The sequence below is a fragment of the Mesorhizobium sp. CA8 genome, from assembly GCF_020164955.1.
GTDB lineage: Bacteria > Pseudomonadota > Alphaproteobacteria > Rhizobiales > Rhizobiaceae > Mesorhizobium.
The window spans coordinates 15,376-36,496 of the sequence record NZ_JAIUHG010000034.1 but is presented as its reverse complement, the minus strand read 5'-3'; the positions used below and the strand labels follow the sequence as shown (position 1 = coordinate 36,496).

Below are 21,121 nucleotides of genomic sequence, written 5' to 3'. Positions count from 1 at the left end.
GGAATGACGATCTCAATCAGTCCGCGTCGATCGCTTCGGCAATGCGGGCTATAGCCTGCTGATAGACGCTTGCCGAGTTCCAGCCGGCAATCGCGCCCATATTGGCCTCGTAGCTCGCGCCGGCTTGCCAGCCATGCGCCTTGAGATAGTTGGCGGTCGAGGCGAGCGCCGTGTTGCGGTCGCGCAGGTTTCCGCTGCCGACGCCGTATTTCAGCACGTTTCCGGGCAGGAACTGGGTGTGGCCGATCTCGCCATGCATGGCGCCGACCGAGGAGGCGCTCAGCGCGCCGCGATCGACCAGCTTCAGCGCCGCGATGGCATGCGGGGTGAAATAGTCGGGGCGGCGGCAGTCATAGGCGAGCGTCAGGATGGCCGACACCGTGTTCTGGTTGCCCATCGAGGCGCCGAAACCGGTCTCCATGCCCCAGATGGCGAGCAGCACGCCCGGCGGCACGCCATAGGTCCGCTCGATGTTGGCGAACATCGCCGCGTTGGCCTTTTTCAGCGCGCGGCCTCTTGAGATGATAGCGGACGCCCCGCGGCGTTGCATGAACGCCTCCACCGAGCCGCTGAAAGCCTTGTGGATGGCGCGGTCGGCGGCGATCGTCCTGGTCGCGTAGGTCGCCCCCGCCAGCGCCGAAAGCCCCCTTTGGCCGACGCCGTTGGCCTTGGCCTCGGCGGCGAACTCCTGCTTCCAGGCCTCGAAGCCGGCGCCGTTCTTGCCACAGCTGGCCGCGGCCTCCGCGCCTGTGACCAGCCCAAGCATCGCCACCACCGCCGCGGCGGCCGCAAAAATCCTTCCTTTGGCAAAAAATGCCATGTCGTTCTCCTGGTTGCCCTTAAATGTTGCCTTGAATCACGTCCCGGTTGCGAATTTGCCAGCGAAACGCCCGATTGTCACCGCCCTCGCGGGAGACGTGACACCCGACACTGGCGAAAGAAGGGCAATCTGCCTACGATCAGCGATCAGCTGTGGCGGGCTTGCCTCATGAAAGAGGTCGACGTCGTGATCATTGGCCCGGTTCGGCGAGCTTGCCGCGCCGAAAGCCCTTCGAGCGGCCGGGCTTTCCGTCCTTCTGCGCGAGGCGATGGACCGGATTGGCCTGTGTCGGCCGTCATTGCCCAGCTCGCGGCGAAATAGCGCCGGAACGCCGGAAGCCGGAAAGCGTTAGGGCATGCTTCACAAAAAATCTCGGAGCGAGTTGACGATCCCAGGGAAAAGTCATCCCGCTCCAAGACGGAGCCTGCACCCACGCTCCGATCCATGGGTTGATCACGCATGAAGCTGCTCGACTGCCCCAATTGCGGCCATCGCCTCTATTTCGAGAATGCCCAGTGCCTGAACTGTTCCAGCCTGGTGCTCTATGACCCGGAGCAGGCGAGCTTCGTGCTCAGCGGCAAGGGCGGCATTCTTCCGTGCGGCAATGCCGATGAATGCGCCTGCAACTGGCGGGCCGAGGGCGGCCGGATTTTCTGCCACGCATGCGCCCTCAATCAGGTCATTCCCGACCTTTCCATCGACGGCAACCGCCGGCGCTGGATCCGGGTCGAGGCGGCGAAGAAACGCGCAGTCTATTCTCTGCTCGCCTTCGGCCTGCCGGTCGTGCCCAAGGCCGATGCGAAAGACGAGACCGGCCTTGCCTTCGACTTTCTCGCCGACCCGATCGGCGCCGGTCCGGGCGGTGAGCCCATCCTGACCGGCCATGACAACGGCTTGATCACGCTCAATGTTGCCGAAGCCGATTCCGCCGAGCGTGAACGGCGGCGGGTCGAGATGGGCGAGAATTACCGCACCCTGCTTGGCCATTTCCGCCACGAGCTCGGCCACTATTATTGGGATCGGCTGATCCGTGACGATCCCGCGCGCCTTTCGGCCTTCCGCGCCCTCTTCGGCGACGAGCGTGCCGATTACGAGCAGGCCCTGGAAGCTTACTACGCCAACGGCGCGCCGCCGGACTGGCAGCAGCGCCACATCTCCGCCTACGCCGCATCCCATCCCTGGGAAGACTGGGCCGAGACCTGGGCGCACCATCTCCACATCACCGACACGCTGGAGATGGTTCATTCGCTGAACTTCCCGCTTGGCCGGCTGGAGACCGTGGGAGTGGGCGACCTGCCGCGCAGCGATACTGGCGGGCATTTGCAGCCGGCGCCCGCCGATCCCGACCCGGGTCCGGAGCCATTTGAAAGGATCCTGGCCCGCTGGCTTGTGCTGTCGGAGGCGTCGAACTCCATCAACCGCTGCATGGGCCTGCCGGACCTCTACCCTTTCGTGATTTCCGAGGTGGCGGCGCGCAAATTGGCCTTCGTGCACGAGCTTTTGACCGGTGCGCCGAAAAAGAGCTGGAACAATTCGTGAGTGGGAACAAGGACTTTAGCCGGAACGCATAAGCCTCTGTTTCGTTTCCGAGCCCGAGGGAGCGTTGAAAACGGAGAGAAGAACTATGACACGCGTATTGTTTCCGGCGCTGGCCGGTGCGCTGCTCACGATCTCGGGCGCCGCTTTCGCCGATACCCCCGTCCAGGCGGTGACCGACTTGAACGTCCGCGCCGGCCCCGGTCCGCAATATCCGGTCATCGGCGTGCTGGCGGCCGGCCAATCGGCCACGCTCAACGGCTGCATCGAAGGCAGCAAGTGGTGCACGATCGCCGAAGCCGACGGCAAGGGTTGGGTCTATTCCGATTATGTCACGGGCGAGTTCGGCGGCAGCCGCGTCGTCGTGACCCGCCGCCCGGCCAATACCGATATCGCCGTCGTGGCCCCGCCGACCGATGATCTCTACACCACCAACAGCTACACCGGCGCCATCGTTTCGAGCGACGACGCCATCGAGTCGATCGGCAGACCGCCGGCCGAGGTCGGCACCTATGTCACCACGCATCGGGTCGATCCGGTCTATCTGGAGGGCGAGGTGGTGACCGGCGCCACGCTGCCCGACACGGTCGAGCTGCGCGAGATCCCCGATTACCGGTATCGTTATGTCTATGTGAACAACCAGCCCGCGCTGGTCGACCCCGGCACGCGGCGCATCGTCTATGTGATGCGCTGATCGGGCTTGATCGCCGTGAGAAGAACGGTCGCCAGCGATGGCGGCCGTCTTTTGATGTCTGCACGCGGCAACCCGTGGGGGCGGTAATTGCGTGCTAACTGCCGATCTCCTAATACCCATGTGGCGAAAGCCTTCGGCAGGGGAGCCGCGTGACGATCGAAAATGCCGCCTTCGAGCGCTATCGCTGCTCACCGAACGAAAAGACAACTTTGCCGCGCCTGTTCTTTGGCACGGCGATCGTCATCGCCTTCTGGATGGCGGCGACGGCCCTGGTGCTGTTTGCCGGTACGTATCTCTACATCGTCTGGCGCCTTCCCGGACCCTCGACCGGGCAATACATGCAGGATTTCCTGGCATCGCCCACCGGAATCTTGAGCGCGCTGAGCTCCTTTGCCGGCATCTGGATCGGCCTCTGGGTGGCGATGCGTTTCCTGCATGAGGAGCCCCTCGCCGCCCTTTTCGGCGTCAGCCGCCGCATCGCGGGCGGCGATTTCCTCAAGGGCCTGGTTGCGGTGCTGATCACCTCGCTACTTTCCGAAGTGCTGCTCTATTGGCTGCAGCCGGAGATCGCGCGCGGACCGATCGCCTTCTCGTCCTGGCTGCTTTTCCTGCTGCCGATCGCGCTGCTCGCCTTCCTGCAGACCTCCTCGGAGGAAATGCTGTTTCGCGGCTATCTGCTGCGCGCGCTCGCCTGTCGCTTCAGGAGCCCTCTGGTTTGGGCGGTGCTGCCGGGCCTGCTGTTCACGTCGCTGCATTGGAACACGGCCTCGACGCTGGCCATCAATGCCAGTGTCTTCATCTCGATCGGCACCTTTGCGCTGTTGCTCACGCTCCTGGTCTATGTCACCGGCAATCTCGGCGCCGGTTTCGGCGCCCATCTCGGCAACAATCTGACCGGCTTCCTGCTGATCTCGCACCAGGAGGCCTATAATTCCTTCGCGCTGCTCAATGCGAAGCCCCTCGAAGGTCCCGGCTGGACCAGTTGGGACGCCGTTCTGATCGCGGCGATCGGCATCGTCAGCACGCTTCTGACGATTCTGCTGCTTTTGCACCGGCGCTCGCCGCTGCGGGTCGGGGCGACCAATCAAAGCCTGGGCTAAGCCGCCGTCAATCGCGGTGTTTTGGCCCGGATTCCGGCATAGTTTTTTGATGCATGCCGTTGCCGCAAAACCGCTGCGCACCTTTGCGCGACATGCATTGGCCTTGACTCCGCGGCCGATTTCCTGTCTAGAGCCGCTGAATTCCGCGACGAGTTTTCTTTCGCGAAAGCCGACCAGGACGCCGAAGCCTCTTTGAGGCGGGTGCTGTAAAGAGATCCCGGAGGCCAACACCCGGCAGCGCGATGCGCCCCCGGGTGCTTTTTGGCTTTGCGCTTTTGCTTGGCGGCCCGGCGCGAACGCACTACCTCTCGGGCATCCACAGGTGCCAGAGAAAAGGAAGAAGAATGTTTGAGTCCCTGCAAGAGCGCCTTGGCTCCATCCTGAACGGCCTGACCGGCCGCGGCGCGCTGTCCGAGGCGGATGTCTCGGCAGCGCTGCGCGAGGTGCGCCGCGCCCTGCTCGAGGCCGACGTGGCGCTGGAGGTGGTGCGTTCCTTCACCGACAAGGTGCGCGAGAAGGCGGTCGGCGCCGCGGTGCTGAAGTCGATCAAGCCCGGACAGATGGTCGTCAAGATCGTCCATGACGAGCTGGTCGACATGCTCGGCGCCGAGGGTGTCGCCATCGACCTCAATGCGCCGGCGCCCGTCGTCATCATGATGGTCGGCCTGCAGGGCTCCGGCAAGACGACCACCTCGGCCAAGATCGCCAAGCGGCTGACCGAGCGCCAGAACAAGAAGGTCCTGATGGCCTCGCTCGACACGCGGCGTCCCGCCGCGCAGGAGCAGCTGCGCCAGCTCGGCGAGCAGACCAAGGTCGCCACCCTGCCGATCATCGCCGGCCAGAGCCCGGTCGACATCGCCAAGCGCGCCGTGCAGGCGGCCAGGCTCGGCGGCCATGACGTCGTTATCCTCGACACCGCCGGCCGCACTCATATCGACGAGCCGCTGATGGTCGAGATGGCCGACATTAAGAAGGTGTCGTCGCCGCACGAGATCCTGCTGGTCGCCGACTCGCTGACCGGCCAGGACGCCGTCAATCTGGCGAAAAGCTTCGACGAACGCGTCGGCATCACCGGCCTTGTGCTGACCCGCATGGACGGCGACGGCCGCGGCGGTGCCGCGCTTTCGATGCGCGCCGTCACCGGCAAGCCGATCAAGCTCATCGGCACCGGCGAAAAGATGGACGGGCTGGAGGAATTCCACCCCAAGCGCATCGCCGACCGGATCCTCGGCATGGGCGACATTGTCTCGCTCGTCGAGAAGGCCGCCGAAACCATCGACGCCGAGCAGGCGGCGGCGATGGCCAAGAAGATGCAGTCGGGCAAGTTCGACCTGAACGACCTCGCCCAGCAGCTTCAGCAGATGTCGAAAATGGGCGGCATGGGCGGCATCATGGGCATGATGCCCGGCATGGGCAAGATGAAGGACCAGATGGCCGCCGCCGGCCTCGACGACAAGATGTTCGGCCGCCAGCTCGCCATCATCTCCTCGATGACCAAGGCCGAGCGCGCCAATCCCGATATCCTCAAGCACTCGCGCAAGAAGCGCATCGCCGCCGGCTCCGGCACCGACGCTGCCGAGATCAACAAGCTCTTGAAGATGCATCGCGGCATGGCCGACATGATGAAGGCGATGGGCGGCAAGGGCAAAGGCGGCGGCCTCATGCGCGGCATGATGGGCGGCCTCGCCTCGAAAATGGGCCTTGGCGGCATGATGCCGGGCGGCGGCATGCCCGACCTGTCCAAGATGGATCCCAAGCAGCTCGAGGCCCTGCAGAAACAGGCGCAGGCCGCCGGCCTCGGCAAGGGACTTCCCGGCGGCTTGCCGGGTGGACTTCCTGGCGGCGGACTGCCGGGCCTGCCCGGCGGCATGAAGCTTCCCGGTCTTCCCGGCCCGGGCGGTGGCGGACTGCCCGGTTTGGGCAAGAAGAAGTGAGCGGGGCGATGAACGAGGAGAAAGACATGGCCGAAGCACGCGCCATCCTGGCCGGCTACCGCGCTTCGATCGACAACATCGACGCCGCCCTTATCCATATGCTGGCCGAACGCTTCCGCTGCACCAAGGCGGTCGGCGTTCTGAAGGCCGAGCATGGCCTGCCGCCCGCGGACCCGTCGCGCGAGCAGCAGCAGATCGCCCGCCTTCGCCAGCTGGCGAAGGATGCGAACCTCGATCCCGATTTCGCGGAGAAGTTCCTGAACTTCGTCGTCCGCGAAGTGATCCGTCATCACGAACAGATCGCCGCTGACAACGGCGTGATGAAAACCGGGTGAAGCCCGGCGCGTGTCGCCCAAAACTGCGCAGCGGTTTTGGGGCAACGACATACGCAAGCAAAGACAACGTCAATCAAACGAAATCAGAGCTTTTTAGGAGAAAACAATGGCACTGAAGATCAGACTGGCCCGTGCGGGCTCGAAGAAGCGTCCCTACTACCACGTCGTCGTCGCCGACGCCCGTTCGCCGCGCGACGGCCGTTTCATCGAGTCGCTGGGTTCCTGGAACCCGCTGCTGCCGAAGGATGGCGAGCGCGTCAAGGTTGACGCCGAGCGCGTCAAGCACTGGCTGTCGCACGGCGCCCAGCCCACCGACCGCGTGCTGCGCTTCCTCGACGAAGCCGGCCTTGCCAAGCGCGAAGCCCGCTCGAACCCGAACAAGGCCCTGCCTGGCAAGAAGGCGCAGGAACGCGCCGCGCTGCTGAAGAAGGCCCAGGAAGACGCGGCTGCTGCTGCCGCCGCGGCGACCGCCGCTCCGGCCGAAGCCGCCACCGCCGAGTAGTCCCGGCCTTTTCGCTTACAAAAACGGCGGGCACGGACCCGCCGTTTTTCTTTGCCGGCTTTGCAGCCTCAATATCCCGCCGGACACCTTGCGACATAGACGCGACCGTAGCGGTCGCGATACCGGCACTTGCCGCTTTCGCTGGCACGTCCGATCAGTGCGCCGGCGACGGCGCCGACCGCGCCGCCGACCACCGCGCCCTGCACCGGATCGTTGGCCACCGCGGCTCCGACCGCCGCACCGCCCAGGCCGCCGATCGCAGCACCCTTTTCCGTTTGCGAGCAGGCGCCGAGGGCGACCGTCAGCACCAGGATGGTAATTGCTTTCTTCATTGCTGTTCCTCTCTCAAGCGCCGTCCTCGCCGCCATGCCCTAAACTCACAAACAGGTAAATTGATCCCCGCAATGATGAAAATTGGCCGGCTACGTGCCGGCCGGATTTATGGCGCCGGCATGAACTCATTGAAATATCGTGCTTTTCAGCGCTCGGTAAGGCGCCTCAGCTTGTCGAGCCCGGCCTCGAAATCCTTGCCGATCAGCGTGTCAAAATTCATGAACAGGCCCATCAGCTTGGCAATGAAAGGCCTTGCGCCGCGCATTGCCCAGGTAACCGTGGTGCCGTCGCCGGACGGCGAGAGCGAGAAGTCGACCGTGTTGTTGGCCCGGAACGGCCTTTCGAAGTCGAGCTTGAGCGAGACCAGGATGACGGCACCGAATTCGTGATCTCCATGCGGCCCTTGCCGGCTTTGGAGTTGCCTTCCCAGGCATAGGCCGCGCCCTTGCCGCTGTCGGTGCCGGACAGCGTGCGCTGCATCTGAGGGTCGAGTTTTTCGAAGGGCGACCATTCCGGCCAGCGCCGGAAATCGTTGATCAGCGGGAAGATCGTCTCGGCCGGCGCCTTGATGCTGGCCGAGCGGGTGACGACGAAATGGTTCGGCCGGGTCGCGGCATAGATGAGCACGGCGGCGATGATGACGACCAGGATAATGAGGATGGTGGTGAGCATTTTTCTCTCCCTATCGCGAGAACGGGATCAACGCGCGTACCCTCGGGTCGCGCAGATAGAGCCCGCCCCACAGGATGATACCGAGATAGACGCCGAACAAAGTGTGCGAGAAGAGCGGGTTGCCGATCCGCACATGGGTCGAAATCGCGCCGCCCATATAGGCGGTGAGCAGGATGGCGCCGAGCACCGAGGTGCGCGGCAAGGCGTAGAGCGCGGTCGAGATCAGCCGATGACCCCGATCAGGCGCGCGACATTGGCGTCGGCCGGCCAGCCGAGTTCGGCCATCGTCCGGGTGACGACATCCAGCGGCGGCAGCTTCATGACGCCGTCGAAGATCATGAACAGGACGACGGCGGCGCTGAGCGCGCGCCCGGTCCACAAGGCGCCGTTCGAGACGGGCACGGCTTCGGACATGCTCATGGATGTTTCCTCCTGATGGCTCGACCGACCCCTCTGCGGAGGTCGAACCAAGGACGCGCTATGGGGCCGCGATCCTACAGGGTCCGGAGTCTTTTCCGCGACGGTTACGCCAACCGGTCGTAAACGCCACTCGCCGCAATGAGGCGCACCAGCTCCGCCTGCCGCCGCGTCTCCGTCTTTTCGAACACGTGCTGCAGGTGGGTGCGCGCCGTGGTCAGGCTGATGCCGAGCTCGTCTGCGACCGCTTGCAGTCCTTCGCCGCGGGCGATCGCAATGGCCACGGCGGCCTCGGCTGGGGTCAGCCGATAGAGATTGCGCAACTGGGCCAGCATGGTCCGCGGGGTGCTGTCCGGATCGGCCACGAACACGATTGCGGCGGGGCGGCCGGTCACGAACCATGTCGACTCGATCTTCAGCGGCGCCACCAGCACGCTCAGCGGTCGACGCGGCGCCGGCCGCGCGAGCGCCATCACGCCGCCTGCGGTGTCCGACTGCTCCGCGGCCGTGGCAATCAACCGGCGAAATTGCGCGGCATCCGCTGGCTTATTTGCGCGCAGCGCCGATTTCTCGATCCTGATTCCGTCGGCTTCGGTGAGCAGCGCTTCGGCCGCCCGGTTGGCGAACAGGATGTCGCCATTCGCCGCCACGATCAGCACGCCCTGGGCGACGCGGTCGAGCGCCTCGACATTGGCACTCCTGGCGATCTCCGAACGCGAGAGGCGCAATCCCACGCTCGCCGCGCGAACCAGATGCGGCCCGACGCGGCGCAGCCGCTCGAGATGCTCGGGCTCGAACTCGCCGGCTGTCCTGGCGCGTCCGCAGGTGAACACGACGCGCATGTCCGGTTCGTTGGCCAGCACGACCCCGATCGGGTGGCACATGTCGCCGGGTCGGCAGAAGTCGTTATAGAACTCGGAGCGCTGGTAGACTTCCCGCGGCACGAGGTCCCACACCGGAATCAACGCGCCGGCGCGCAGCTTGGCGATACGCGGCAGGAACACATTGGTCTTGTAGTAATACTGCGCGTAGGTGAGGTCCGCCTCGGGCGGCATGCGCACCGAACTCGCTTCGCTGCGCAACGTCCTTGCGTTTTGGAACGTCAGCTTGGTGGCGGCGCCTTCGAGGAAATCCGAGAGCGTCTCGAGAACCAGCGGCCAGCGGCCGGGTTCGACCGCCGCATCGTAGATCTGCCCGACCATGCCTTCAAAGTCGTGCATGCGTGCCGGTTTCACCGCTCCCTCACCTGAAGGGATCTGCAGTTTGCCGGAAGCCGGCTTTGCTGACAACCGTTCCCCGCCGTATCTCATATGTTCATACGAGGCGACCGCCCGAGGTCAGCGTGTAGCTATCGTGACGCCATCAAGCTTCACTCCAACCCCATGTGGCGAAGATGCAAACGCGGGCAGCACCTGGCACTCAGACCGATTGGAACGGTACGCACTACGAAACGCTTCTGACGGCGCGCGAGACCGGCGGCAAGCTCGGGGCATTTGCATCCGATGCTGGTCCGTGCGACGGACCGCCGCGCCACCGCCATCTCGAGGCCGACGAAATCTTCGTCATTCTCCAAGGGCGGCTGCGCTTCTGGCGCGCCGGGGAAACTTCCGAACGTAGCGCCGGAGAAATATTCCACATTCCCGCTGGCGTTGAGCACGCTTTCGTCGTCGTCGAGCCGGCGCAATGGATCGCCATCCTGTCCCCGGGAGGTCTCGAAGGCTTTTTCCCGGCGGTTGCCGCGCAGGGACTGGAGATTCCGCGAGACGTGGCTGCAATCAAGGCGATCGCGGCCCAGTTCGACATGGAGATTACCGGGCCACCGTTAAGATATCCGTGAACGTGAGGCGACCCCAGCCCGAGGGCCGGGAAGATGTTCCGGGACGTCCCCCGAAAGCAATTTTCAGGAAAAGTGTAAGCGGTTGCTCGGCGCCTTCGCCGTAGCCACGCGTCCGGAATTGCGTCAAGACAGAAGAACAGCGCCACGCGCATTCCGGGAAAGGAAACCATGAGCGGCGAGACGGACCTGCAAAAGCTGCTGGCATCGATGACGCCGCAGCTTTACCCGGAAGTCTATGTCTTCGCGACCTTGCCGCCCGGCACAGCCTTGCCGGAGGGCCTGGAGCCGGTCATGCGCTTCATCGAGCGCGAGGGCACGACGCTGATCCTGGCCGAAAGCCAGGCGAAGGCTGCCGGCCTTGCCGGCACGTTCCGCAGCCGGATGATCACGCTCGACATCCACTCCTCGCTGGAAGCCGTCGGCTTCCTCGCCGCCATCACGACGCGGCTCGCGGCGGCCGGCATGGGCGTCAATCCGGTCTCGGCCTTCTATCACGACCATCTGTTCGTGCCGGCGGAGCGGGCGGAGGAAGCGCTGGCGATATTGCGCGGCCTGGCGGCCGAAAATGGGCCTGGGTTCAGCGCCTGAGGACATAAAGAATATCTGGCAAGCCTTCCTCATTGGCCGAGCCGTCGCCGAAGGCTTCGGCGCGAAAGCCGTGGCGTTCGTAGAAGCGGCGCGCGCCGGTATTGGCCTGGAAGCAATGGAGCTTGACCAGAGACATGCCGGCGGTGGCTTGAGCAAGCAGCCGGCTGCCGATGCCTTGTCCAGTCCAGGCCGGATCGAAATAGAGCTGCCGGACCCACTCGCCGCCGATGGCGATGAAGCCGATGATGCGGCCGCCAGCATCGGCGACCGTCACCTGCTGATTGGGCAGCAGGATGTCGCGGATGAAGAACAAGTCCTCCTCAGGCGTGTGCAGCAACGGCATCCAGTCGATGGCATTCAGCGAGGCGCGCATCGTGATTGCGATGGCGGCGGCGTCCGAGCTCGTGGCTGGCCGTAGTAAGATCTCAGGAGAACTGGACATGACGGCGCTGCCCCCTCATCCACCCTTCGGGCACCTTCTCCCCGTTGAACGGGGAGAAGGAAGAAGCGCCCCGGCCGAAGGCCGAGCCTGCGACCGCAGGCCGCCGGCCTTCCGGCGCGCCCGCGCAGGGCCAGCCGCGCAGCGGCGATACGGCCCGTGAGCGAAAACCAAACGGCCAAAGGCCGAGCCTGCGACCGCAGGCCGCCGGCTTTCCGGCGCGCCAGCGCAGGGCCAGCCGCGGCAGCGGCGGTGCGGCCCGTGAGCGAAAACAAACTGCCGTCAGGCCGCCTTCTTCTTGGGCTGGATCAGGCCGCGCTCGACCAAAAGCTCGGCGATCTGCACGGCGTTCAGCGCCGCGCCCTTGCGCAGATTGTCGGAGACCACCCACATCGACAGGCCGTTGTCGACGGTCGAATCCTCGCGGATGCGCGAGATGAAGGTGGCGTCCTCACCGGCCGATTCCAGCGGCGTGATATAGCCGCCGTTCTCGCGCTTATCGAGCACCTGGCATCCCGGCGCCTCGCGCAGGATCTCGCGCGCCTCGTCTGCCGTGATCGGCTTTTCGAACTCGATGTTGACCGCTTCCGAATGGCCGATGAACACCGGCACGCGCACGCAGGTCGCCGTCAGCTTGATCTTGGGGTCGAGCATCTTCTTGGTCTCGGCCACCATCTTCCACTCTTCCTTGGTGAAGCCGTCGTCGAGGAACACGTCGATATGCGGGATGACATTGAAGGCAATGCGCTTGGTGAACTTCTTGACGTCGACCTGGTCGGCGACGAACACCGCGCGGGTCTGGGTGAAGAGCTCGTCCATGCCTTCCTTGCCCGCGCCGGACACCGACTGGTAGGTGGCGACGACGATGCGCTTGATGGTGGCGACGTCATGCAGCGGCTTCAGCGCCACGACCAGTTGCGCCGTCGAGCAGTTCGGGTTGGCGATGATGTTCTTGCGCGTGAACAGCGAGATCGCGTCCGGGTTCACTTCCGGCACGATCAGCGGCACGTCCTGATCGTAGCGGAAGGCCGACGAATTATCGATGACGACGCAGCCCTGCTTGCCGATCTTCGGCGACCATTCCTTCGACACATTGCCGCCCGCCGACATGACGCAGATGTCGGTGTCGAAAAAATCATACTGGTCGAGCGCCTTGACCTTCAGCGTGCGGTCGCCGAAGGACACTTCGGTGCCCTGGCTGCGCCGCGACGCCAGCGCCACCACCTCGCTCACCGGGAAGCCGCGCTCGTCCAGAATGTTGAGCATTTCGCGGCCCACATTGCCCGTGGCGCCGACTACCGCAACCTTGAAACTCATCTGATATCTCCTGTCCCTCTCCGCTTGGTTGTTGGAGAAAACCCGCCGGCCTCATGCGGGTTTCGTCCCCCGGGCCGTACCCGGGAGAGGGTGGTTAGGCCAAGGGAATCACACCGTTTTGGTGGTGGTTTTGCCGGTTTTCTTGGCCAAGAATGGGGTCTTGCTGGAACGGACGGACGCGTCTGAGCGCCCGGCCCAATGCTTTACATTGTGGCTGGGGGTATCGAATGCAAGAAGAGCCATCAAAAGGCCGCGCATCGAAAAAAACGATCCCATTCGACGCGGGCTTTTACGCGGTTTGGCAAAAGAGTCAATCGGCGCAGCGCCTCTCCTTCTCCCCGTCACTAACGGGGAAAAAGGTGCCCGAAGGGCGGATGAGGGGCGGCGCCGAGTTCGACGGTTAGCTCATCCGGAAGCGAGGGCCTGAAGACCGGCCCCTTGCCTTACCCATCAGCGTTCGCGCTGCCCCTCACCTGCCTGCCGGCATCCTCTCCCCGTAAAATGACGGGGAGAGGGGCGCTCTCGTCAGCGGTTTCGCCAATCGCCGCGCTGCGCACTGCTCTGTACAATGGCGGCTGTAGCAAGTACGAACGGCCCAAATTTCGTTTGGCTGGCGCAGTGCCGGCCTTGTGCTCCATGACGAGCGCAGAACCCCGAATTCCGAAAGAAGAAAATGTCTAGTTTCGAAACGATTGTTCCTGCGCTGGCTCAGGCGCTGGAAAAGCGCGGTTATTCGGCGCTGACGCCGGTGCAGAAGGCGGTGCTTGGGCCTGAGCTCGGCGAGGCCGACGCGCTGGTGTCGGCGCAGACCGGCTCCGGCAAGACCGTGGCCTTCGGCCTTGCCGTGGCGCCGACCCTGCTTGGCGGCGCTGAGCGGTTTGCCGAGGCCGGCGCGCCGCTCGGATTGGTCGTGGCACCGACGCGCGAGCTGGCGCTGCAGGTGCGGCGCGAGCTGGAATGGCTTTACGAGCTGACCGGCGCTGAGATCGCCTCCTGCGTCGGCGGCATGGACATGCGCACGGAGCGGCGCGCGCTGGAACGCGGTGCTCATATCGTCGTCGGCACGCCGGGCCGGCTGCGCGACCACATCACCCGCGCCGCGCTCGACATGTCGGCACTGAAGGCCGTGGTGCTGGACGAGGCCGACGAGATGCTCGATCTCGGCTTCCGCGAGGACCTGGAATTCATCCTCGACACAGCGCCCGCCGGACGCCGCACGCTGATGTTTTCCGCCACCGTGCCGCGCTCCATCGCCAAGCTGGCGAAGAGCTACCAGCGCGACGCCGTGCGCATCTCGGCCGGCGGCGAGGCAAAGCAGCATCTCGACATCGAATACCGGGCGCTCTCCGTCGCGCCCGCTGATCGCGAGAACGCCATCATCAACGTGCTGCGCTATTACGAGGCGGGCAACGCGATGGTGTTCTGCAACACGCGTGCCGCTGTCAACCATCTCACCGCGCGCTTCAACAACCGCAATTTTGCGGTGGTGGCGCTGTCCGGCGAGCTCAGCCAGAACGAGCGCAGCCACGCCCTGCAGGCGATGCGCGACGGCCGCGCGAAGGTCTGCATCGCGACGGACGTCGCCGCGCGCGGCATCGACCTGCCCAATCTCGATCTCGTCATCCACGCCGACCTGCCAAGCAACCCGGAGACGCTGCTGCATCGCAGCGGCCGCACCGGCCGCGCCGGGCGCAAGGGAGTGAGCGCGCTGATCGTGCCGGCCAATGGCCGCCGGCGAGCCGAGCGGCTGCTCGCCAATGCCGGCCTGACCGCGGCCTGGGCAAGCCCGCCCTCGGCCGACGAGGTGCTGCGGCGCGATGACGAGCGCATCCTGGCCGACCCTTCCTTCGGCGAGCCGGTGAAGGACGAGGAGCGCGACTTCGCCGCGGCGCTTCTGGAGCGGCATGGCGCCGAATTGGTGGCGGCCGCCTTCGTACGGCTTTGCCGCGGTAGCCGCTCGGCGCCCGAGGATTTGATCGACGTCGCACCCTTCGCGCCGTCAAAGGAGAAGTTCGCGCGCCGCGAAGAAGCACCCGCCCGCCGCGACGATTTCGGCGACAGCGTCTGGTTCTCGCTCTCGGTCGGCCGCCGGCAGAATGCCGAGCCGCGCTGGCTGATCCCGATGCTGTGCCGCACCGCCGGCATGTCCAAGCGCGAGATCGGCGCCATCAAGATGCAGCCGGAGGAAACCTTCGTGCAGATCGCCGCCGACTGGGCCGACCGGTTCGTCGCCGCGATCGGCCCCGACCGCAAGCTGCAAGGCAGCATCGCGGTCAGGCGGATCGACGGCACGCCGGACCTGTCGCGCGCCGGCTACCAGCCGCAGAGGCCGGAGAAAAAGCCGCATCGCGGCAAGCGGTCTTTCGACCAAGGCGCGCCCGTATTCGAGAAGCGGGCGCCGGGCGAGCGTCAGCATGCTGGGGCGCCGGACACCTGGGCGAAGAAACCCGGCAAGGCGAAATTCGACAAGCCAAAGTTCGACGGGCCGAAATCCGACCAGCCGGCAAAGCGAAATAAGCAGAAGAAACGGCCAGCGTAGGATCGCGACGGAAAGCCGACCCGCGGCGAGCGCCGGCGTTCTCTTTCGGTGGCAAATCGCAACCTTCGAGATTGGCCGAAGCGTCCGAACTTCGTCATCCACGGGCGGAGCGGGAGCGAAGCGGACGCGCAGACCCGAGGATCCATGCCGTGACCTCGCGCGAAGAATAGGGACGACGCAGAACAGGGAGCCGTTCTGCACCGCTGCGACGCTCACAGGTCACGGAATGGATTCTATGGTCTGCGCTGCGTCGCTTCGCTCCTTGCTCCGCCATAGCGTGGGGTGCGCAATGTCGACCCTCGCCCAGCGAATGTCGACAGTCATACATCATCCCAGGAACTTGGCGATGATGGCGTCGCCCATTTCGGTGGTGCCGACTTCCTTCATGCCCGGGGAAAGAATGTCCTTGGTGCGCAGGCCGTCGTCGAGCACGGCGGCGATGGCCGCTTCCAGCCTGTCGGCCTCGGCGACCATGCCGAAGGAATAGCGCAGGCACATGGCGAAGGAGGCGATCATGGCGATCGGGTTGGCGATGCCCTTGCCGGCGATGTCGGGCGCCGAGCCGTGCACCGGCTCGTAGAGCGCCTTGCGCTTCTTGGTCTTGGCGTCCGGCGCGCCGAGCGAGGCGGACGGCAGCATGCCGATCGAGCCGGTTAGCATGGCGGCGATGTCGGAGAGCATGTCGCCGAACAGATTGTCGGTGACGATGACGTCGAACTGCTTCGGCCAGCGCACCAGCTGCATGCCGCCGGCATCGGCCAGCATATGGTCGAGCTTGACGTCGGAATAGCGCGCCTTGTGGGTCTGCGAGACGACCTCGTTCCACAGCACACCCGATTTCATGACGTTGCGCTTTTCCATGGAGGTGACGTGGTTCTTGCGCGTGCGCGCCAGCTCGAAGGCGACGCCCGAAATGCGCTCGATCTCGAACGTGTCGTAGACCTGGGTGTCGATGCCGCGCTTCTGGCCGTTGCCGAGATCGATGATCTGCTTCGGCTCGCCGAAATAGACGCCGCCGGTCAGCTCGCGCACGATGAGAATATCCAGGCCCTCGACCACCTCCTGCTTGAGCGAGGAGGAAGCGGCCAAAGCCGGATAGCAGATCGCCGGTCTGAGATTGGCGAACAGCTCCATGTCCTTGCGCAGGCGCAAGAGCCCGGCCTCGGGGCGCACCTCGTAAGGCACGCTATCCCATTTCGGCCCGCCGACGGCGCCGAACAGCACGGCGTCCGCCGTCATCGCCTTAGCCATGTCGGCATCGGAGATCGCCGCGCCATGCGCGTCGTAAGCGCAGCCGCCGACCAGTCCTTCGTCGGTAGCAAAGCCGCTGCCCAGCCTGTCGTTCATGGCCTTGATCAGCTTCTTCACCTCGGCCATGGCCTCAGGGCCGATGCCGTCGCCGGCGAGCAGGAAGAGATTTTTCGAAGCCATGGAGAACCGTCCCAATAGTATCTGGAGAAAACGCGGCCTTGCTAAACGCCAAGCGGGCTGCGCGCAAGGGGACGCGCGCCGAGATCCTTCACAGCCCCCCTATGCCGTGCGCCTCAGCGCGGTCACCTCGATCTCGATCTTCATCTCCGGCTTGTTGAGCTGGCACACGATCATCGTCGCCGCCGGGCGGATGTCGCCGAACGCCTCGCCGAGGATCGGGAAGACGACGTCAACATGGGCCTGGTCGGTGATGTAGTAATGCGCCCGCACCACATCGGCCAAGTCGAACCCGCCCTCGGCCAGCGCCTTGGCGATGGTGGCAAGGCAATTGCGCGTCTGCGCCTCGACCGTGTCGGGCATGGTCATGGTGGCATAATCATAGCCGGTCGTGCCGGAGACAAAGCACCAGTCACCCTGCACCACCGCGCGCGAATAGCCCGCGGTTTTCTCGAAGGGGGAGCCGGTGGAGATGAGCTTGCGTATGGGGGTGGCCTCGCGTTGGTTGCGGGCATTGTGAAACGGAGTGGCGACCCAGTCGTGAGCCAGACAATGTGATGCTGGCGGGACAGCACCCCCCTCTGGCCTGCCGGCCATCTCCCCCGCAAGGGGGGAGATCAGCAGCTTCGGCGCTTCGCCTGTTCGAGTAGCATCGGAGATTGACGAGGCGGTCGAGCGCTCAATCTCCCCCCTTGCGGGGGAGATGCCCGGCAGGGCAGAGGGGGGTGCGAAGGATCGGGGCGACAATCGTTTTTCGCTGGCACCCTCATGGCCGGCACCGCTGCCAAAGAGCCTAGTTCCCCGACCCCTGCGCGTCGTCATACGCCTTCTTGATATCGTCCGGCCAGTCCTTCATCGGCGGCCAGGCCTGCGGCTCGCCATTGTCGCCGCGGCGGGCGAAATAGACTTTCTGCTTGGCCGGGTCGACGGCCATGAAGCCGTCATTGCCGCCGCAGTCATGCGGCACGCAGCCGGTGGCGTAGAAGGCGCCTGAGGCCGTCTTTTCGGTGCCGCCGCCAACCAGAAGGCTGGTCGCCATGTCGGGCATGTCGTTGCCCAGTAACGCCTGTCCGGCTTTGTAGACGGCCTCATTGTGGAAGGCGTCGATGATGTTGTCCAATTTCGACGGGTCGACATCCTTCCAGCCGGTGCCGGGTTCGGGCGTATAGGTTAGGTTGCCGGATGTCGTCAGCCCTGCGGTGGGCGACCATTGCAGCGCCGGCCGTGTCTCTCCCGGCAGCAGATAGGGAACGAAATAGATGGCGCTGTCGGAGACTGCTGCCGGCGGCGCGCCGCATTCGTCCTGCTCGACCGTGGTGGTCTGGATCTCGCCGTCCTTCGGCTTCCAGACGATGACCTTGGCCGGGCCGCACTGGTTGCCGCCATCGCCGACATCGACCAGCGCCACGTTGACGTCGCCGATCTTGACGATCTTGTCGAAGAAGACGTCGTAATTGCTGGCAAGCTGCTTGCCGTCATATGACAGCACCTTCTCGCCGTCCTGCTCCGGCTGCGTAATGGTGAGCTGGCCGCCCTCAAACGGGATCGGCGCCTGCTTATCGTCATCCGGCGCGGCCTGGTCGTTGCCCGATCCCTGGTCGGACGCGCCTTGATCGGATGCCGCCGGCGCCGACTGCGTGGCGGGCGCGGTGGTCTGCGCATTGGCGCCGATCGTGGCGAGAAGGATTGCCGCCGATGCGCCAGCGGCGGCCAGAAGCAAGCGTGTCATGACTGTCCCTCCATTCAGCCGCCAGCCCAGCCGGCAAGGGGCGGGCCTTCGATTTGAAGCCGCGCCGCTCAGAGACTGCTTCGAAATTCGCTCTGGCGAGTCATATGGTGGCGGTTTCGAGAACCGTAGCGCAGCGGACATTTGGTCCGTGAGCAACGGAAGCGCAGAAACCGCCATCAGATGGCCGCCGGAGTAGATTTCCAAGCAGTCTCTCAGGCCCAGGGGCGCAGCTCGGCATTCCTCTTCTCGAAGGACGCGATGGCGCCGGCCTTCTCCATGGTCAGCCCGATATCGTCGAGGCCGTTCAAGAGGCAGTGGCGCTTGAAATCGTCGAGGTCGAATTTGACCACGCCGCCATCCGGCCCGCGGATTTCCTTCGCCTCGAGGTCGATCGACAGCGTCGCGTTGGAGCCGCGCGAAGCGTCGTCCATCAGCTTGTCGAGGTCTTCCGGGCTGACCGTGATCGGCAGGATGCCGTTCTTGAAGCAGTTGTTGTAGAAGATGTCGGCGAACGAGGTCGAGATCACGCAACGGATGCCGAAATCGAGCAGCGCCCAGGGCGCATGCTCGCGGCTCGAACCGCAGCCGAAATTGTCGCCGGCGACCAGGATCTGCGCCTTGCGGTAGGCCGGCTTGTTGAGGACGAATTCCGGATTCTCCGAGCCGTCCTCATTGTAGCGCATCTCGGCGAAAAGCCCGGTGCCGAGCCCGGTGCGCTTGATCGTCTTGAGATAATCCTTGGGGATGATCATGTCGGTGTCGACATTGACGATCGGCATGGGCGCGGCGACGCCGGTGAGCTTGGTGAATTTATCCATGGTCCTTGCCCGTCTTCTTCGTGGCTTGCGGGGAATTTTGCCGGACGGTTTACACAAAGCCGGCGGCAAATGGAAGGCAACTGTTCGTGCGCGGGCCTCGGGCCAATGTCGGGCATGGCATGCGTGCCGAAGCTGGAACGCTTCAAAAAACGACTTCGAAATCCTGGCCGGCTGGTGCAGTCTGCGACCATGGTTGAGCCTTCCAAAGTCCTTTACGCCACCGAACCCGCGCTCGATGTCGCCGAATTCCGCCGCGTGCTGGTGGAATCCGGTCTCGGTGAAACACGGCCCGTCGACGATGAAGCGCGCCTGAAGATAATGCTCGGCAATGCCAATCTGGTGCTGACAGCGCGGCTCGACATCGAAGGCAAGCCGCTGATCGGCGTCGCGCGCGGCATCACCGATTTTTCCTGGGTCTGCTACATCTCCGAGCTCGCCGTATCCGCCTCGGCGCAAGGGCTCGGCGTCGGCAGGGGCCTGATGGACGAGGCGCAGCGGCAGCTCGGGCCTTCGGTCGCCATCAGCCTGATCTCGATGCCCGACGCCGTCGGCTTCTACGAGCGCATCGGCATGACGCGCATGACCGACGCCTTCTGGTTCTCCCGCAAGCGCTGACCTCCGGGCGACCCTATGGCTGCGGTCGCCAATTCTTTTTGAGCTTGACATGCAACCAACTAGTTGCATATTAAAGCCATGAGCATGGATGCCGTCTTTCGCGCTTTGGCCGACCCGACCCGCCGCCAATTGCTGGACAGCCTCCATGCCCGGAATGGGCAGACGCTGAACGCGCTTTGCGAGAACATGGAGATGACGCGCCAGGCGGTGACCAAGCACCTGGCGATCCTCGAGGAGGCGAACCTCGTCACCACCATGCGCCGGGGCCGCGAGAAGGAGCATTACCTCAACCCCGTTCCGATCAACGAGATCGCCGAGCGCTGGATCGGCAAGTTCGAGCGGGGGCGGCTTGCTGCCCTCAGCGACCTGAAGCAACGCCTTGAAAGGGAAGAGCCGTGAGCGAGAACAGTTTCGTCTATGTCACCTATATCCGCACGACGCCGGAAAAACTTTGGCAAGCGCTGACGGATCCGGAATTCAACCGGCACTTCTTCCTCTGCTCCCATCAGGAGAGCGACTGGAAGGTCGGCTCGAGCTGGAAGCTGGTCTTCCCCGACGGGCGTATCGCCGACTCCGGCGAGATCCTCGAAATCGACCCGCCACGGCGCCTGGTGATCAAATGGCGCAACGAATGGATGCCCGAGGTGAAGGAGGACGGCTATACGCGCTGCACCTTCACCATCGAGCCCGACGGCGAATTGATGAAGCTCGCCGTCACCCATGAGGCCGACGGCCCGCACAGGCTGATTCCGAACGTCTCCAAGGGCTGGCCGCTGGTGCTCGCCAGCCTCAAGAGCCTGCTCGAAACCGGCAAGGGTTTCGAGCGGCCGCCATCGAAGGGATGAATATTCGTTTCGGATACGAGACGATTCGCCGGAGGCGTATGCGATGCTGCAACTGTCCTTGCCGCAAGCCATGGCGAACGCGGACACGGTCGTGGCCTCGGCCGACCTTCCCGCCTCGCCGGACGAGGTTAGCGCGGCGCTGATAACCAGCGAGGTCGAGCGCTGGTGGGGTTCGCCCGAAACCTACCGCATGACCGGCTGGAACGCCGATCTGCGCGTCGGCGGAAGCTGGCGTGTCACGGTGCGAACCGCCGACGGCGGGCGCCTGCCCGCCGGCGGAGAGTTTCTCGAAATCGAAATGCCGCGTCGGATCGTGCAGACGCGGCGCTACGGCTGGGACCATCCGGCGCTCGGCCGCGAAGAAACGACGGTCGCCTATCTGCTGGAGCCGATCGTCGGCGGCACGCGGCTCACCATCTGCCATGGCGGTTTCGCGGGTTTCCCGGATGCGGCAGCGGAACATGCCGAGAGCTGGGCGCGGGTGTTGGGGTGGTTGCAGCGGTATCTGGGTGCTCGGCCAACTCCCTGAGGCTCTCGCTTGACTCGCAATCGCGCCTGTCCAGATTCGGGGGATGGAGAACAGCCGCTGTGTCGTGGGAACCGCCGGATGGAGCATACCCGCA

Annotated in this window: 22 protein-coding genes and 2 pseudogenes; 13 read left to right on the top strand and 11 right to left on the bottom strand. The window is 64.7% G+C overall.

Translation table 11 applies throughout. The annotated features are described in order from the left end of the window. Window positions 1-16 precede the first annotated feature (16 nt). Entirely contained in the window at window positions 17-820 is an 804-nt protein-coding gene (locus LB553_RS27440; protein ID WP_224517937.1) for a lytic transglycosylase domain-containing protein, read from the bottom strand. A gap of 459 nt (window positions 821-1,279) precedes the next feature. On the opposite strand from LB553_RS27440, the gene LB553_RS27435 reads away from it, so the two are divergent. From LB553_RS27435 to rpsP, 6 genes are all read left to right on the top strand, one after another. Next, window positions 1,280-2,359, top strand: a complete 1,080-nt coding sequence (locus LB553_RS27435) for a putative zinc-binding metallopeptidase (protein WP_224517936.1) — start codon at window positions 1,280-1,282, stop codon at window positions 2,357-2,359. Window positions 2,360-2,444: 85 nt separating this feature from the next. After that, window positions 2,445-3,050 (top strand): DUF1236 domain-containing protein, encoded by a 606-nt coding sequence (locus tag LB553_RS27430; protein ID WP_224517935.1) that lies wholly within the window; start codon window positions 2,445-2,447, stop codon window positions 3,048-3,050. A 149-nt stretch (window positions 3,051-3,199) separates the two neighbouring features. Beyond that, the gene (locus LB553_RS27425) at window positions 3,200-4,150 is read left to right on the top strand and encodes a CPBP family intramembrane glutamic endopeptidase (RefSeq protein WP_224517934.1); all 951 of its coding nucleotides are present in this window, start codon (window positions 3,200-3,202) and stop codon (window positions 4,148-4,150) included. 344 nt (window positions 4,151-4,494) lie between these two features. Then, window positions 4,495-6,084, top strand: coding sequence for a signal recognition particle protein (gene ffh / locus LB553_RS27420; protein ID WP_224517933.1), 1,590 nt, complete (start codon window positions 4,495-4,497; stop codon window positions 6,082-6,084). A gap of 8 nt (window positions 6,085-6,092) precedes the next feature. Continuing rightward, window positions 6,093-6,419, top strand: coding sequence for a chorismate mutase (locus LB553_RS27415; protein ID WP_224517967.1), 327 nt, complete (start codon window positions 6,093-6,095; stop codon window positions 6,417-6,419). 106 nt (window positions 6,420-6,525) lie between these two features. Continuing rightward, window positions 6,526-6,921 (top strand): 30S ribosomal protein S16, encoded by a 396-nt coding sequence (gene rpsP, locus LB553_RS27410; RefSeq protein WP_127866065.1) that lies wholly within the window; start codon window positions 6,526-6,528, stop codon window positions 6,919-6,921. A gap of 68 nt (window positions 6,922-6,989) precedes the next feature. Here rpsP and LB553_RS27405 read toward each other — a convergent pair whose 3' ends face one another. The 4 genes and pseudogenes from LB553_RS27405 to LB553_RS27390 all read right to left on the bottom strand — a co-directional run bounded on the left by LB553_RS27405 (window position 6,990) and on the right by LB553_RS27390 (window position 9,545). Next, complete coding sequence (locus tag LB553_RS27405) at window positions 6,990-7,253, bottom strand: YMGG-like glycine zipper-containing protein (protein ID WP_224517932.1); 264 nt, start codon at window positions 7,251-7,253, stop codon at window positions 6,990-6,992. 146 nt (window positions 7,254-7,399) lie between these two features. Continuing rightward, window positions 7,400-7,926, bottom strand: a pseudogene (locus LB553_RS27400) (SRPBCC family protein). 10 nt (window positions 7,927-7,936) lie between these two features. Beyond that, window positions 7,937-8,346 (bottom strand): annotated as a pseudogene (locus tag LB553_RS27395) (DoxX family protein). 104 nt (window positions 8,347-8,450) lie between these two features. Next, window positions 8,451-9,545 (bottom strand): helix-turn-helix transcriptional regulator, encoded by a 1,095-nt coding sequence (locus tag LB553_RS27390; protein ID WP_224517931.1) that lies wholly within the window; start codon window positions 9,543-9,545, stop codon window positions 8,451-8,453. A gap of 191 nt (window positions 9,546-9,736) precedes the next feature. Between LB553_RS27390 and LB553_RS27385 the strand changes: the two genes are divergently transcribed. Then, a complete protein-coding gene (locus LB553_RS27385) occupies window positions 9,737-10,180 on the top strand; it encodes a cupin domain-containing protein (RefSeq protein ID WP_224517930.1) in 444 nt (147 codons plus the stop codon). 168 nt (window positions 10,181-10,348) lie between these two features. Next, window positions 10,349-10,768, top strand: a complete 420-nt coding sequence (locus LB553_RS27380) for an ACT domain-containing protein (RefSeq protein WP_224517929.1) — start codon at window positions 10,349-10,351, stop codon at window positions 10,766-10,768. Here the strand turns inward: LB553_RS27380 and LB553_RS27375 are convergent. Together LB553_RS27375 and LB553_RS27370 are read right to left on the bottom strand one after the other, a co-directional pair. Continuing rightward, window positions 10,758-11,210 carry a GNAT family N-acetyltransferase gene (locus tag LB553_RS27375; RefSeq protein ID WP_224517928.1) on the bottom strand — a complete coding sequence of 151 codons (453 nt, stop codon included), beginning with the start codon at window positions 11,208-11,210 and terminating at the stop codon, window positions 10,758-10,760. The genes LB553_RS27380 and LB553_RS27375 overlap by 11 nt on opposite strands. 279 nt (window positions 11,211-11,489) lie before the next feature. Further along, window positions 11,490-12,524 carry an aspartate-semialdehyde dehydrogenase gene (locus LB553_RS27370; protein WP_224517927.1) on the bottom strand — a complete coding sequence of 345 codons (1,035 nt, stop codon included), beginning with the start codon at window positions 12,522-12,524 and terminating at the stop codon, window positions 11,490-11,492. A gap of 673 nt (window positions 12,525-13,197) precedes the next feature. Between LB553_RS27370 and LB553_RS27365 the strand changes: the two genes are divergently transcribed. Further along, window positions 13,198-15,063, top strand: a complete 1,866-nt coding sequence (locus LB553_RS27365; RefSeq protein WP_224517926.1) for a DEAD/DEAH box helicase — start codon at window positions 13,198-13,200, stop codon at window positions 15,061-15,063. 327 nt (window positions 15,064-15,390) lie between these two features. On the opposite strand, the gene leuB is transcribed toward LB553_RS27365, so the two are convergent. From leuB to leuD, 4 genes are all read right to left on the bottom strand, one after another. Then, complete coding sequence (gene leuB, locus LB553_RS27360; RefSeq protein ID WP_224517925.1) at window positions 15,391-16,494, bottom strand: 3-isopropylmalate dehydrogenase; 1,104 nt, start codon at window positions 16,492-16,494, stop codon at window positions 15,391-15,393. A 99-nt stretch (window positions 16,495-16,593) separates the two neighbouring features. After that, window positions 16,594-16,977 carry a RidA family protein gene (locus tag LB553_RS27355; protein ID WP_224517966.1) on the bottom strand — a complete coding sequence of 128 codons (384 nt, stop codon included), beginning with the start codon at window positions 16,975-16,977 and terminating at the stop codon, window positions 16,594-16,596. Between the two features lie 307 nt (window positions 16,978-17,284). Then, window positions 17,285-18,220: a hypothetical protein gene (locus tag LB553_RS27350; protein ID WP_224517924.1), complete on the bottom strand. Its 936-nt coding sequence runs from the start codon at window positions 18,218-18,220 to the stop codon at window positions 17,285-17,287. Window positions 18,221-18,432: 212 nt separating this feature from the next. Beyond that, on the bottom strand, window positions 18,433-19,038 hold the full coding sequence (gene leuD / locus LB553_RS27345; RefSeq protein WP_224517923.1) for a 3-isopropylmalate dehydratase small subunit: 606 nt from the start codon (window positions 19,036-19,038) through the stop codon (window positions 18,433-18,435). Window positions 19,039-19,227: 189 nt separating this feature from the next. Here leuD and LB553_RS27340 point away from each other — a divergent pair, with 189 nt between their 5' ends. The 4 genes from LB553_RS27340 to LB553_RS27325 all read left to right on the top strand — a co-directional run bounded on the left by LB553_RS27340 (window position 19,228) and on the right by LB553_RS27325 (window position 21,027). Then, window positions 19,228-19,653 carry a GNAT family N-acetyltransferase gene (locus tag LB553_RS27340; RefSeq protein ID WP_224517922.1) on the top strand — a complete coding sequence of 142 codons (426 nt, stop codon included), beginning with the start codon at window positions 19,228-19,230 and terminating at the stop codon, window positions 19,651-19,653. Window positions 19,654-19,731: 78 nt separating this feature from the next. Then, window positions 19,732-20,052 carry an ArsR/SmtB family transcription factor gene (locus LB553_RS27335; protein ID WP_224517921.1) on the top strand — a complete coding sequence of 107 codons (321 nt, stop codon included), beginning with the start codon at window positions 19,732-19,734 and terminating at the stop codon, window positions 20,050-20,052. Continuing rightward, window positions 20,049-20,498: an SRPBCC family protein gene (locus LB553_RS27330; RefSeq protein WP_224517920.1), complete on the top strand. Its 450-nt coding sequence runs from the start codon at window positions 20,049-20,051 to the stop codon at window positions 20,496-20,498. Before LB553_RS27335 ends, LB553_RS27330 begins: the two co-directional genes overlap by 4 nt. A gap of 43 nt (window positions 20,499-20,541) precedes the next feature. Continuing rightward, window positions 20,542-21,027 (top strand): SRPBCC family protein, encoded by a 486-nt coding sequence (locus LB553_RS27325; protein WP_224517919.1) that lies wholly within the window; start codon window positions 20,542-20,544, stop codon window positions 21,025-21,027. The last annotated feature ends 94 nt before the right edge of the window (window positions 21,028-21,121 follow it).

Excerpts from the sequence above, each read along its gene's own strand:
- ffh (WP_224517933.1), top strand. The coding sequence starts at position 4,495 with ATGTTTGAGTCCCTGCAAGAGCGCCTTGGCTCCATCCTGAACGGCCTG.
- LB553_RS27405 (WP_224517932.1), bottom strand. The coding sequence starts at position 7,253 with ATGAAGAAAGCAATTACCATCCTGGTGCTGACGGTCGCCCTCGGCGCC.
- LB553_RS27435 (WP_224517936.1), top strand. The coding sequence starts at position 1,280 with ATGAAGCTGCTCGACTGCCCCAATTGCGGCCATCGCCTCTATTTCGAG.
- rpsP (WP_127866065.1), top strand. The coding sequence starts at position 6,526 with ATGGCACTGAAGATCAGACTGGCCCGTGCGGGCTCGAAGAAGCGTCCC.
- leuD (WP_224517923.1), bottom strand. The coding sequence starts at position 19,038 with ATGGATAAATTCACCAAGCTCACCGGCGTCGCCGCGCCCATGCCGATC.
- LB553_RS27385 (WP_224517930.1), top strand. The coding sequence starts at position 9,737 with ATGCAAACGCGGGCAGCACCTGGCACTCAGACCGATTGGAACGGTACG.
- LB553_RS27335 (WP_224517921.1), top strand. The coding sequence starts at position 19,732 with ATGAGCATGGATGCCGTCTTTCGCGCTTTGGCCGACCCGACCCGCCGC.
- LB553_RS27430 (WP_224517935.1), top strand. The coding sequence starts at position 2,445 with ATGACACGCGTATTGTTTCCGGCGCTGGCCGGTGCGCTGCTCACGATC.
- LB553_RS27375 (WP_224517928.1), bottom strand. The coding sequence starts at position 11,210 with ATGTCCAGTTCTCCTGAGATCTTACTACGGCCAGCCACGAGCTCGGAC.
- LB553_RS27380 (WP_224517929.1), top strand. The coding sequence starts at position 10,349 with ATGAGCGGCGAGACGGACCTGCAAAAGCTGCTGGCATCGATGACGCCG.
- leuB (WP_224517925.1), bottom strand. The coding sequence starts at position 16,494 with ATGGCTTCGAAAAATCTCTTCCTGCTCGCCGGCGACGGCATCGGCCCT.
- LB553_RS27440 (WP_224517937.1), bottom strand. The coding sequence starts at position 820 with ATGGCATTTTTTGCCAAAGGAAGGATTTTTGCGGCCGCCGCGGCGGTG.
- LB553_RS27340 (WP_224517922.1), top strand. The coding sequence starts at position 19,228 with ATGGTTGAGCCTTCCAAAGTCCTTTACGCCACCGAACCCGCGCTCGAT.
- LB553_RS27390 (WP_224517931.1), bottom strand. The coding sequence starts at position 9,545 with ATGGTCGGGCAGATCTACGATGCGGCGGTCGAACCCGGCCGCTGGCCG.
- LB553_RS27350 (WP_224517924.1), bottom strand. The coding sequence starts at position 18,220 with ATGACACGCTTGCTTCTGGCCGCCGCTGGCGCATCGGCGGCAATCCTT.
- LB553_RS27415 (WP_224517967.1), top strand. The coding sequence starts at position 6,093 with ATGAACGAGGAGAAAGACATGGCCGAAGCACGCGCCATCCTGGCCGGC.
- LB553_RS27370 (WP_224517927.1), bottom strand. The coding sequence starts at position 12,524 with ATGAGTTTCAAGGTTGCGGTAGTCGGCGCCACGGGCAATGTGGGCCGC.
- LB553_RS27365 (WP_224517926.1), top strand. The coding sequence starts at position 13,198 with ATGTCTAGTTTCGAAACGATTGTTCCTGCGCTGGCTCAGGCGCTGGAA.
- LB553_RS27325 (WP_224517919.1), top strand. The coding sequence starts at position 20,542 with ATGCTGCAACTGTCCTTGCCGCAAGCCATGGCGAACGCGGACACGGTC.